At 64.8% G+C, this 12267-nt stretch carries 10 protein-coding genes; 1 reads left to right on the top strand and 9 read right to left on the bottom strand.

The window, feature by feature from the left end:
- Nucleotides 1–21: 21 nt before the first annotated feature.
- The 7 genes from ACTIFP_RS11340 to ACTIFP_RS11310 form a co-directional block, all read right to left on the bottom strand.
- Nucleotides 22–2211, bottom strand: coding sequence for an EAL domain-containing protein (locus ACTIFP_RS11340; RefSeq protein ID WP_439568823.1), 2190 nt, complete (start codon nucleotides 2209–2211; stop codon nucleotides 22–24).
- A gap of 270 nt (nucleotides 2212–2481) precedes the next feature.
- Nucleotides 2482–2895: a hypothetical protein gene (locus tag ACTIFP_RS11335; RefSeq protein ID WP_439568822.1), complete on the bottom strand. Its 414-nt coding sequence runs from the start codon at nucleotides 2893–2895 to the stop codon at nucleotides 2482–2484.
- 97 nt (nucleotides 2896–2992) lie between these two features.
- Nucleotides 2993–3910 (bottom strand): hypothetical protein, encoded by a 918-nt coding sequence (locus tag ACTIFP_RS11330; RefSeq protein ID WP_439568821.1) that lies wholly within the window; start codon nucleotides 3908–3910, stop codon nucleotides 2993–2995.
- Between the two features lie 8 nt (nucleotides 3911–3918).
- Nucleotides 3919–6543 carry a hypothetical protein gene (locus tag ACTIFP_RS11325; RefSeq protein WP_439568820.1) on the bottom strand — a complete coding sequence of 875 codons (2625 nt, stop codon included), beginning with the start codon at nucleotides 6541–6543 and terminating at the stop codon, nucleotides 3919–3921.
- Nucleotides 6540–7343, bottom strand: coding sequence for a fimbrial biogenesis chaperone (locus ACTIFP_RS11320; RefSeq protein WP_439568819.1), 804 nt, complete (start codon nucleotides 7341–7343; stop codon nucleotides 6540–6542). The genes ACTIFP_RS11325 and ACTIFP_RS11320 overlap by 4 nt, the downstream gene beginning before the upstream one ends.
- 100 nt (nucleotides 7344–7443) lie before the next feature.
- A complete protein-coding gene (locus ACTIFP_RS11315) occupies nucleotides 7444–8241 on the bottom strand; it encodes a hypothetical protein (protein WP_439568818.1) in 798 nt (265 codons plus the stop codon).
- 145 nt (nucleotides 8242–8386) lie between these two features.
- On the bottom strand, nucleotides 8387–8977 hold the full coding sequence (locus ACTIFP_RS11310; protein WP_439568817.1) for a hypothetical protein: 591 nt from the start codon (nucleotides 8975–8977) through the stop codon (nucleotides 8387–8389).
- Between the two features lie 575 nt (nucleotides 8978–9552).
- Between ACTIFP_RS11310 and ACTIFP_RS11305 the strand changes: the two genes are divergently transcribed.
- Nucleotides 9553–10218, top strand: a complete 666-nt coding sequence (locus ACTIFP_RS11305) for a helix-turn-helix domain-containing protein (RefSeq protein ID WP_439568816.1) — start codon at nucleotides 9553–9555, stop codon at nucleotides 10216–10218.
- A 30-nt stretch (nucleotides 10219–10248) separates the two neighbouring features.
- Here ACTIFP_RS11305 and queA read toward each other — a convergent pair whose 3' ends face one another.
- Both queA and ACTIFP_RS11295 read right to left on the bottom strand, forming a co-directional pair.
- On the bottom strand, nucleotides 10249–11316 hold the full coding sequence (queA, locus tag ACTIFP_RS11300; protein ID WP_439568815.1) for a tRNA preQ1(34) S-adenosylmethionine ribosyltransferase-isomerase QueA: 1068 nt from the start codon (nucleotides 11314–11316) through the stop codon (nucleotides 10249–10251).
- Between the two features lie 23 nt (nucleotides 11317–11339).
- Complete coding sequence (locus ACTIFP_RS11295) at nucleotides 11340–12143, bottom strand: peptidylprolyl isomerase (RefSeq protein ID WP_439568814.1); 804 nt, start codon at nucleotides 12141–12143, stop codon at nucleotides 11340–11342.
- Between the last annotated feature and the right edge of the window lie 124 nt (nucleotides 12144–12267).

The following is a 12267-nucleotide window of genomic DNA, read 5'->3' as shown; positions in this document are numbered from 1 at the left end:
CGAGGGTTCCCGCGACCAGGTTCAGGCGGCTTTCCAGTCGCTCATCGTCGTGAACAGCGGCAGCGCGATCGCCGCGGTCGATTGCGTCGCCGCCGCAATCAGATAGGGCGACACGCGGTGGCGGGTGCACAGCCCGCCATTGCCGTCGCTGACCATCGTCTGTTCAAATTCGATGCCCTGCTGATGCTTCATCGACCGGCGAACGGTCGCGGTGGCCAGCTGGCCTTCGCCGAAATCGATGACGAACTGGGTGCCGATCGGCACGTCCAAAATGCCCTCGATAAAGGCGCCGGTCGTCGACAGGTTACGGATAACGACATTGTAACGGTGATTGTCGTGGATCGCGCCGACGGTGCGGAACAGCGAGAAGCGATCGTTGCGCTGCCGCGCCGGCCCGGCCGGCTTGATCGTCCACGACCCGGCCTCGGCATGGTCGAGCAGCTCGGCGTGCGGCACCGGCTTGCTATAAACATAGCCCTGGACGTGGCTGACGTTGAGCTTGCGGATCAGCTCGAGCTGGTCGAGCGATTCGATGCCCTCCGCGGTCGTCTCCATTTCCAGCGCCTCGGCCAACGCGACGATCGCCGCGATGATCGCGCTGTTGCGCGATCCGGGCTCGGTCGCGCCGCGCACGAAGCTCTGGTCGATCTTGATCTTGTCGAACGGCGCGGTCTGCAAATAGCCGAGCGAGGAATAGCCGGTGCCGAAATCGTCGAGCGCGAGGCGCACGCCCAGCGCCTTCAGCGCCTTGAACATCTTGCCGGTTTCGGCCGAATCGCCCAGGAACACGCTTTCGGTGATTTCCAGCTCGAGCCGGTTGGGCGCGAGTCCGGTCGCCGCGAGCGCGTTGGCGATGATCTTGGGCAAATCCTCGTTCGCAAACTGGATCGGCGAAACATTGACCGCGACGCGCATGTCGCCCGGCCATTTGACCGCATCTTCGCACGCCTTGCGCAACACCCATTCGCCGAGCGGCCAGATCAGATTGGCCTCCTCGGCGATCGGGATGAACACCGCCGGCGAAATCAGCCCGCGCTCGGGGTGCGTCCAGCGCACCAGCGCCTCGACCCCGGTCACCATGTTCGACTTGGCGTTGACCACCGGCTGATAGCCAAGCTCCATCTCGCCGCGCACGAGCGCGTCGCGCAGATCGTCCTCGAGCGCGCGGCGGATCTCGGCCGCCTGATGCAGGTCGCTCGAATAGAAACTGAACCGGCCGCGCCCGTTGCCCTTGGCGGCGTACAGCGCCAGGTCGGCGTTGCGGACCAGATCGTCGCTGCTCAGCCCATCGAACGGTGCAATCGCCACCCCGACCGACGCACCGATGATACAGCGGCTGCCTTCGACCGAATAGGGCTGCGACAGGCTGGCGATGATGTCGGCGGCCATGTCGCCCAGCTTGCCGCGATCGTCGACGTCGGGCAGGATGATCTGGAATTCGTCGCCGCCCAGCCGGCTGACCATTTCCTTGTCGCCGACGATCTTGAGCAGCCGTTCGGCGACCTGTTTGAGCAAAGCGTCGCCCGCCGGGTGCCCCAGCGTGTCGTTGACCTGTTTGAAGCGGTCGAGATCGAGCAGCATGATCGCGCACACGCGCTGCTGCTGCGCAAAGGCGGCGAGCGTGGTGTCGAGTTTTTTCGAGATGTTGAACCGATTGGCAAGCCCGGTCAGCGAATCATAGAGCGCGAGGCGCGACGCATCCTCGGCCGAGCGGCGCTGCACCGTGATGTCCGTACCGCTGCCGCGATAGCCGGCGAACTTACCGCCGCTGTCGAGCTGCGGCCGCCCCGAAATCGCCCACCAGCGGTCGTCGCCCTCGAACGCACTGCGCAGCGGCAGCTCGTCAAACTTCGACTGTTTGGTCAGCAGAAAGGGTAAGGTGCGCTGGCGTTCGCCATGGCTGTCGACGGGCAGGAACAGCTCGGTAAAGATCGTCCCCAGCAATTCGCCGCTGGTCCGCCCCATCAGGCGTGCGACCGAATCGGTGATATAGGTCAAGCGACCCTTGGCATCGGTCGACCAGAACCAGCCCTGGCCGCTTTCTTCGTAATTCTGGAGGAGGAGCAAGGCTTCACGGGTGTGCAGGTTTGGCGCGACGTCGCCGCGCTGCTTGCTGATGCGCGATCCGATCATGCCGAAAAAGCCGCGCTGGCCTTCATCGGCTCCATCATCCCCCCGCTCGCCGGATGTGATCCGCGATGGTATTTCCATCAAATCAAACTCTTGCTGATCCCCATATGACCCCGCTATGCGCGCAATGCCTTGCGATATTGTAAATAAGGCGAGAACCACACGTCCCCGAAACCGTGCCACAATGGGCCGCAGTGGCGCTTCCGTCGATCGGGACGGAATGCGCGAAAAAGGGTGACGAACGACAGCAAGCCCCGCGTGCGGCGCGATGCGTCGACCTTGTTCTGGATTGATCGGGGGCCGGGAGGCGTCGGAGTTTGCCGCACCGCCGCAAGCGCGTTCGCCGTTACGTCAGCTGGGGACGATCATCAGTTCGAAACGATCGGTGTCAAAACCATTGCCACCCGGCACCGCCGCAATCGGCCGCTCGCGGACGCGCGGGCCGCTGGTGCGGCTCAGCACCGCCTGCCCCGAGCCGTTGAGAATGATTTCGTCGGCCCCGGCGATGATCCGGGTGCCTTCCAACGACCCGGGCGCATAGCTGATCACCAGATCATAGCCCGTCGGTGCGTTGCAATATTCGCGAAAGCTGCCGAGCGACACGGCATCGCCGCTGATCGCGCCAAAACCGGTCGGCTGATGCTGGACCGTGCAGTTGACCGCAACCGTCAGGCTGAGGTTAAAGCCGTAGGTGGCCGCCATGGCCGCCGTCGGCGCCACAACGAGCACCACGCTGGCAATGCCGAGCGAAAACTTCCTGATCATCCGCTAACCTTTCCGCCTACAGGCCGAAGCTTTGGATGATTGTTTAGGCTGGCAAATCTAACATTCAGTTAAGGCCGGGCAGGCGAGCCGGATCGCCTCAGCGTGCGGTCACCGAGATCGAGATGACGTCGCTGTAAACCCCGGCGCGGCGGTCGGCGGTGTTGCCGATGACGAACTGAATGGGCAGCGCATCGCGGCGAAGGCCGCCGTTGGTGGGCCCCGATATGGTGCGCGCACCGGTCAGGTTGACGGCATTGCCGCCGATCGCCAGGCTGTAAGGGACAGACCATTCGCTCGATCCCAACCGCAAGCGACCCGAATTGGCCGACGTGACACTGAGGTCATAGGAACCGGTGCTGGCGACGCGAAGCTGAAGCGGCACCGGCGCGACGCCGGGGCGCAGTTCGCCAAGGTCGACGACCGCATGCCCATCGTTCGTCGTATAGGCGCCCGCCAAACCGATCCGCGCCGATGGCAGGATATCGATGCCCAAAACGATGCGCGTGCCGCCCAGCGAGCGGAAGCTGCTGTCCTGCGCCTCCAGCGTCACGTCTTGGGTAAAGGTGCCCGAATCCTTGACGTCGTCGGGATCGGCGACAAGTTTGTATAGCAATGTGCGCGACGCATTGGCGCCCAGCGTGATCATCCGCTGCGACGGGCTGCGCTGCGTTCGTCCGGCGCGCGGCGTCACGTCCTGCGTGTCGGTCAGATTGAGCAGCGCATAGCCGATCGGTCTGCCGCTGCCCTTTGACAGCCCAAAGGGCGGCTGGCTCAGTTCGAACGTCGGCGTGAAACGACATTCCGCGGCGCCTTCGTTGACGAAGGTGACGCCGAACGTGCCTTCGGGAATGGCACCGTCGAACGGGTCATAGCCTTGGATCAGCCAGCTCGTCGGGGTCGCATTGGCGCGGATCAGGCATTCGGCGCCGCGAATGTTGGCGCCCGGCGCGGGCGCCTGCGCGTGTAGCGGCAAGGCCAGGAGCGCGGCGGCGAGGAACAGCGTTGGTCGCAACATAATGCCTCCTAATTTTTCGTGCCGGGACGGATGGTGCCAAGGTTCAATAGACCATCGGTGTCCGCCGGCACCGTAAATTCGAAACTGCGGTCAACCGAACCGTTGGGCCCATAGGTTTCCACCAGATAGCGGCGACCCGGCAGCAGGTTGGTGATCGCGAAGCGCCCGACCGAATTGGTGAAGAACGGAATCGGCTTGGGCGTTTCCGTGGCGGCGACGTCGAGCAGGGTGACCCGGCCGCCGATCAGCGACACAGGCTTGTCGGGCGCGAGGATCAGGGTGCCCATCACGCTGGCAAAGGCGTCGGTGCCGATGCGCGCCGCATAACCGCTCTTGTACGGCGGATGGACGCGGAAGACGCCCGGCCCGGTGTCGTAGCCCGTCGGCGGATCTTCGACGTCATATTGCACCGACTGGGTGGCATAGGAACCGAGGAAATTGTTCACCGCCGCGCCCAGCGCGCCGCTTTTGCTGATGTAATTATTCTCGGCCAGCGACTGGCCGGCGACCACGCTGCGCTTGCCCAGATTGCGGTGGGGCGACAGCAACATGAAACTGTCGTTGATCCGCCGCCCAATGCCGAAGCTGCCGTCGGCAAAGGCCAGCGACGTGCCGACCCGTACCGTGGTCGCATTGACCTGGGTGACGTCCGACAGACTGGGTCCGAAGGTCGCATGGCTGATCGACGCATCGAAGCGGTTGGCGGCATAAGTGGCATAGCCGAGCGCGCGGGCGCTGTTGTCGTCGCGCGTCACGACGCCGCCAAACCCGACGCTGTTGAGCAGGTTCAGTCCGCTCTGATTATAGGAAAGCTCGCCCAGATTGTCGCGGCTTTCGTAACGCGCCTCGGCGCGGCGGCGATAGTCGGGCTGGAACACGACGCCGACGTTGACGCTGAATCCATTGCCGCGCGAAAAGCTCGACGGGAATTTCGTGTAATCGACACCGGCGCGGATCGTCCAGCGGCGGTCGACGCGGTAATAGCCCGTCGTCCCGGCGCGGTAGCTGTCGCCCAGCCCGTTGCGGCCCTTGAGATAGGACGCGGTCGATGTGGTGGTGAATTTCAGGTTGAACTGGCGCGTATATTGCGCCGACACCGTCGCCGACGTCGTGTTGATCCCGTCGAGATTGCCAAGCGTCGCGAATTTGGGCGACAGATAATCGGCGCGCAGCGTGAAACTGTCCGCCAGCCCGTCGCGATCGATGAAATGTTCGTAGCTGACGCCGGTCGCGAAACCCTGTCCGGCGGTCTTCGAATTGCTCCCCCCGGCGTCGAGCAGCAAGCGGCTGCCGTTGCGCAGGACGAACTGGGTCTGCCCGGTCAGCGTCTGGACATCCTTGCTGGCCTGGAAACCCACACCGATTGCGGGGCGGTTGAGGAACGCCTTGCGGAAAAAGCCGGTGAAGGCGACCGGACCGCGATAGTCGGGCGCACCGCCGAAGGTCCGGCTGGTCGGCCCGAAAAAGGCGCCATATTCATAATCGCCCGGATCGAGGTCGATCGGGTCGAGATATTGCTGATACGACAGGTTCTGGACCGCACCGCTGTTGTCGGTGACCTGGATGTCGACATCGTTGCTGCCCGCAACAAGCGGCAGCGAACTGAAGTCGTATCGGCCGGGCTGGAGGCGGACTTCGCGATAGAGCGATCCGTTGCGCAAAAAGCGGACGGTCGATTCGCGTTGCAGGACCAGCTGGCGATTGGCCTGCAGGATCGCCGAGCGAAAGCTGTTGAACCGCCGCCGCTGGCGCAGCACGCCGACGCCGCCCATTTCGACAAAGGATTGCTGGCCGCGGATTTCGGGATCGAGATCGCCCAGAAACCAGCGCCGGTAATCTTCCGGCTCGTCATAGACCAGCCGCGCATAGTTGCGCGTGAACTTGTAGGAATCGCCGGTCAGCCCGAACTGCTGCCCCAATTGCGCGTCGCCTTCGAAAACAAAGCGGCCCAGCCGCACCGCGCCGTCGAAATTGATCGTCGGTGGATCGGCCTGGTTGCCCTCCCAGACATAAGTCTGGATCGCGCTGAGGTTCAGATAGGCCGAAAAACCGGCCGGTTGCAGCGTCACATCGTTGGCGTCTTCGCGCGGCGGCGCGAAAATATCCTTGATCGCGCGCTGTTCGGCCGACACCTCGACCACCACCACCGCCAGCGTGCTGGGGTCGTAGGTCAGCTGAACGCCGGTCTTGGCCAGATCGTCGGGACCGAAATTGGGCAGCGTCGCCAGCCGCGACGCCAGTTCGGCGTGGGCGGTTTCGTTCAGCACCGGCTGCATCAGCCGCAGAAAGGTTGCCGATTCCAGCAGGAAGCGATCGTCCGCGGTCAGCAGCATCGGAATATCGCCCAGGCTGCTGCTCTGGAAGGTCAGCGGCACCGTCATTTCGATGTCGCGGTTATAGGGGTTGATGTCAGGCCGGCCATGCGCGCCGATCGGGATCTGCGGCATCACCGGCGTCGGCGTCGGGATCGGCGGGATCGGCGTTCCGGGCAGCGGAATGGTCGTCGGCGGGCCAGCATCCTGCGCCGGCGGCGTCCGGGGATTTTGCGGCAGCGGAATGGCCACCTGCGCAGCCACCGTGCCCGCGTACAGCGCGGGCAACGCCACCGAACAAAGCGCGAGGGCGAGCCTCACCGTTTGAACGACAGCTTGATCGGGCCGGGTCCGAAGCCGGGGACAGGGACGCGGAACGTTCGCTCGCCCAGCGCCGGGACATAGCCGGTGCCGACGGCGCGGTTCAGTTCTTCGGGCGAGATGTCGACGCGCAGCCATTTGCCGGCCGTGTCGGTGCCTTCCAGCTGCCAGCCGAAATTCGCCATCAGCGCGTGGCGGCGGCCGTCATTGCGCAGCGTGATTTCCACCCCGTCCTGCATGGGCGGCAATTCGTTCGATCCCGGCAGCGCGGGCGGCTGATACGTCGCCTGTTTGACCGTCGTCGCCTTTACATCGGGCTTGGCACCGGGCGGGGCGACCACGACCAGCGCGCGCATATTATAGAGCACTTGCACCTGCGCCCCGACCGAATCGGCGGCGCCGGGTTCAAAAGGCACGGGCAGCTGTTCGACCGAGACATAATAGGCCTGCGACGTCGCGAGCTCGGTATCGCCGACCCATTGCAGGCGGACGACCTGACGACCGCTCACGGGCAGCACGCCTTGCGGCGGGAAAATCAGGAAATCCTCGTCGGCCGGAGTTTCTGAGATATTGCCGTCTTTATCGATTTCCATCCGGAACACGCGCGTCTGGAACGCCAGATTGCCGGGGTTGATGTTCTGGACCTCGATCCGCGCCACGGCATTGCTGCCGCGCGATTCCATTTCGACAACCATCGGCGACACCCGCATTGCGAGCGCCGGGGTCGCGAGGATCACAAGCGCGGCGAGCGCAGCCAAAAGCGCGCGCGCATGCCGCTTCATCGTCGCCAAAGCTGTCATATTCCCCGTCCCCCTGTCGTCGCCGGACATCATCGCATTCATTTATAAACGAAGGGGAAAGATCGCTCTTTCCCCTTCGCCTATCGGTTACCGCGCGAACTTAGAGGGCGCGCAGCGTCAGCGTCGTGGTGCCGCTGTAGTTACCGGCGACCAGACCCTTGTTGGTGATCGCGGGGGCGACGATGTCGATCGCCATGTTCGAACGCCATGCGCCCTGCTGCTTGGTGCCGTTGTTCTGCGACGTCGACACGTTCAGCGACTGGGCCGTGCCAGCGCCGACGGTGTTGACGGCAACGCCGGTCCATGCGGCATTCACGCTGTACGGAATGTTCGCCTGGAATTCGTCGGTGTCGTAGCCGCCAGCCGCCGAGTTGACGAGGCCCTGGGTGCCGTTGTTCTTGGTGATCACGACTTCGTTGTTGAAGTTGCAACCCGCGGTCAGCGTGTCGATGTCGGCAACCGCCGGGCCAACCATTTCGAACGCCGAGTTGACGTTTTCATTGTTGCCGGTGCGGACGCCGATGACGCCGAAGCTGATGTTGGTCGCGTTGGCGTTGTTGCCCGAATAGAACGAGCAGTCCTTGTTGACCGAACCCGACAGCGTGAACACGACGTCGACGGTCGGGGTCGCGGTTTCGCTGTCGCTCGGAGCGTCGGCGAATGCGGTGTAGCGCGTGCCGACGCCAAGCGCGATGCCGGCGTCAAGCAAAGCGGTATCCGACGGAATGATCACGATCGGGCCGATTTGCAGGTTCGGCACCGTCGACGGGTTCGTCGCGGTGAACGGAACGCCCGCAACAACACCGGCATAGTGACGCTGGTTGGTCTGGGCAACGGCCGGCGTCGCAACGGCGGCGATGGCAATGGCGGCAACGGTGCCGCTAAGGAGCTTCTTCATAATCTTCTTCCCTCTATTATACCGCCGTCGCCCAAGACCGGGCGGGGCGTGATATTTGCACCGGCTGGTCGGAGAAACCGGGAGGGCATCGGTGCCTGCCCTTCCGGCTTAATTCCGCCCGCGACGAGAGCCGCGGGCGAATTCTTCAGATCGGAGAGATCGTGATCGTGATCGTTTCCGAATAATCGCCGGCCAGCAGCCCGGCCTCGCCCGACGGCTGGCCGAGTTCGACCGCCAGCACCATGCCGTCCGTCGCGATGCCGCCGTTGCTGGAAATGACGCCGCCGGCCAAAAGCTGACGGCTGTTAAACGATTGGCTCACCGTCTGCCGCGACGGGTATCGCACGGGCATTTCGACGGCCAGGCTATAGGGAACGACGCCGCTGTACGGACCCTGCCCGTTGGGCATCGTCGTGTGCGTCAGGCCGCCGCGGGCGCCCTTGATCGTCATCGTGAAGGGAACGTTGCAATCGAGCGCCACCTGCGTCTCGACGCCCAGGCCGCGGCGTTCCAGATTGCCGAAATCCATATTGCCGATGCTGCCCATCGCGCAGTGCTGGCGGATCGAACCGCTCACCGCGATGTCGAGCGATCGCACATTCTGGATTTCGTGGGCATTTGCGGGCGTCGCCACGGTCGCGGCCAGCGCGAGGAGGAGAAGACCCAGACCGCTGCGCCGATCGACCGGCGCCTGACGCTTTGCCTGCCTTGCGGTCGCGATCGCGGACAACAGCATAAAGGCTGGAGCCGCGCCGAATCGCGCCACCTTCCGGTGAAGACGATGTGCCAAAAAACCCCCAATGCCGGGCTGGATGCTCGATTCGTTCAAGACATCTCGCCGCGTGCTATTCTTGTTCCCGCCACCCCCGTGGTCGAAGAATCGTTCAAATCTGTTTGAGAAAATAAACAAAATATTTACATTGGCAATGCCGATACCGTTCGGCTGAGCCCATATGGGGCGCCATATGGGACTCTGTTCCCCTTTGAGACAGCACCCGGCAAGATATTAAGAATAGGGAATAAAGCGGAATCCTCCCGATTCTTGGGAGTTTGCGAACGAGTCGGCCGCGCGATTCGAACCGACCGACCCGATCGGACCCGCCGCAGGGCCGTGATGCCTCGACTTAACTTTTAACTTAGCTCCTCTTTAACCCGGCGATCCGCCCGCTGGCCCGGCGCTGGGCCCGAAACGAGGCGGCGCGCGCGGTCGGTGGCGGCGCGCGCCGACCGTCGTCGCCGCGATCGCACGCATGGCCGCATATCGGTTCCGGTAACGCTCCCTTAACCCCACAGCGCCGACTAAGGGGCGCAATGGCTATTCCGGCATTTATCGAAAAAATGGCGCCAGCGGGCGACAAGGCCCGCAGCGCGCGGCGGAGGCTGCGTCTGCAAGTGCATGGCACGCGGGCCGCGGGCGGCGACGTCATTGTGTCAGTCCACAATATCTCGGCGACCGGCTTGCTGCTCGAGGGCGATGTCGCGCTGACGCAGGGTGACGGCATCGACATCGTCCTGCCGCATGCCGGTTCGACCCGCGCCAGGGTGATCTGGGCGAGCGGGGCGCTTTACGGCTGCGAGTTCGAAACGCCGGTGTCGCCCGCGACGCTGAGCGCGGCGCAGCTGCGCGCGGTGGTCGGGGCAGATCGCGACGCCGATGCGGCGCGCGACACTCCCGTCGCCGAAAGCTTCGGCGTCCGGCTCCACCGGCTTCGCACCGCCAAACGGCTAACGCAGGTACAGATCGCCGCCGAATTGGGGGTGAGCGAGCAATCGATCTCGGCCTGGGAGCAGGACAAGGCGCGGCCGAAAGTCGGGCGGATCAAGGCGCTGGCAATCCTGCTGGAGGTCGAGATGACCGAATTGCTGGGGATCGACGAGGCCGAAAGCCTGAGCGACGTCGTCGCCCGCGCCAAGGCGCAGGTTGCCGAGGCGGCGGCCGTCAGCGCCGACAACGTCAAGATCATCATCGAGATTTGACCGGACGGCGCGCCGGCCGCGGCGACGGGTTTATCCGGCGCGTTCGGGCAGCAGCAGGCTGGCGTCGCCATAGCTATAAAAACGGTAATCCTTCGCGATCGCATGGGCATAGGCCGCCTGCATCGTGTCCAACCCCATCAGCGCGCTGACCAGCATGAACAGGGTCGAGCGCGGCAGGTGGAAATTGGTCATCAGCGCGTCGATCGCCTTGAACCGGTAGCCGGGGGTGATGAAGATCGCGGTGTCGCCCGCGAACGCCGCGATCGTGCCATCGTCCTGCGCCGCGCTTTCCAGCAGCCGCAGGCTGGTCGTGCCGACCGCGACGATGCGGCCGCCGGCGGCGCGCACGGCGTTCAGCCGCGCCGCGGTGTCGGGTTCGATCCGTCCCCATTCGGCGTGCATCACATGGTCGTCGGTGTCGTCGGCCTTCACCGGCAGGAAGGTGCCGGCGCCGACGTGCAGCGTCAGCGTTTCGGTTGCGATGCCCGCCGCGGCGAGCGCAGCGAGCAGGCCGGGCGTGAAGTGCAGCGCCGCGGTCGGTGCCGCAACCGCGCCGTCCTTCGCCGCGAACATCGTCTGATAATCGGCGCGGTCTTCGGCGTCGGTCGCGCGCTTGCCCGCGATATAAGGCGGCAGCGGCATCGTGCCCGCGCGCTCGAGCAGCACCTCGACCGGCTCGTCGCCCGTAAATGCGAGGATGAAGCTGCCATCGGACAGGCGCTCCTCGGCCAGCGCCGAAACCCCGGCGCCGAAATCGACGATCTCGCCGACGCGCAGCCGTTTGGCATTGCGGACGAACGCCTGCCAGCGGCGCAGGTCGATGCGTTTGTGCAAGGTGGCGCCGATTTTGGCCCCCGGCGCGCTCTGCGCGCCATCATGTCGAACGCCCCTGCGCCCCTCCAGCTGCGCCGGGATCACGCGCGTGTCGTTGAACACCAGGCAGTCGCCGGGGCGCAGCCACGCGGGCAGATCAGCGACCCCCGCATCGACGATCTTGTCGCCGTCGACCACCAGCATCCGCGCCGCGTCGCGCGGCCGCGCCGGGCGCAGTGCGATCCGTTCGTTCGGCAGCTCGAAATCAAAGGCGTCGACGCGCATGGGGTTTCGCGCCGCTGGCCGGTTTAGCGGATCGGGGCGTTGAGCTGGTCGGCGGTGATTTCGGCGGCGGGCGGCGGCGCCGCTTCGAGCAGCATCGACGCCGGCGGGACCGGCTTGTTGTCGGCGGCGACCGACACCTGGACCATGCGCGACATCACCGCGGGCGGCTCGCCCTTCTGGATCGTATCGACATATTGCATACCTGAAACGACCCGGCCGAAGGCGGTGTAGCGGCGGTCGAGCGCGAAGCGCGGCTGGAGCATGATGAAGAACTGGCTGTTGGCGCTGTCTTCATTTTCGGCGCGCGCCATCGACAATGTGCCGCGCAGATGCGGGGTCACATTGAATTCGGCCTTGAGGTCGGGAAGCTGCGAGCCGCCCTGTCCGGTCGCGGACGGATCGCCCGTCTGCGCCATGAAGCCGTCGATCACGCGGTGGAACTTGATCCCGTCATAAAAGCCCGCGCGAGCCAACTGCTTCAGCCGTTCGACATGGTTCGGGGCGACATTGGGATAAAGCTGGATCACCACCCGGCCGCCCGTCGAAAGGTCGAGGTTGAGCATATATTCGGGATTGTTGATGTACTGATCCGGAGTCATCGCGGGGGCCGCGGGCGTCGCCGCAGCGGCGGGCGCGGTCTCGGTAGCGGCTGGCGCATCGGCGGCCGGCGGGGCTGCGACCGGCGGCGCGGGCGCTTCTATCGGCGGCGCGGGCTGCGCGGCGTCGGGCATCGGGTTCGGCGCGGGCGGCGCTTCCTGCGCGGCGGCCGCCGCCGCAAGACCGAACGCCATCGCCGTGAGAATCATGGGGCGGAAAGAAAATGTCATGCTGGATCGGCCTCTGATGAAATAACTGGATTTGCGCCCCGATTGGCGCGCCCTAGCGGGAAAAAGCTGAACGCTCAATGATCGGCTGTTCCAAATCTTGGCGGCACCGGCCCGCTCCCCCACC

This window comes from Sphingopyxis sp., assembly GCF_051861155.1.
GTDB lineage: Bacteria > Pseudomonadota > Alphaproteobacteria > Sphingomonadales > Sphingomonadaceae > Sphingopyxis.
This window is presented reverse-complemented; position numbering and strand designations above follow the sequence as displayed.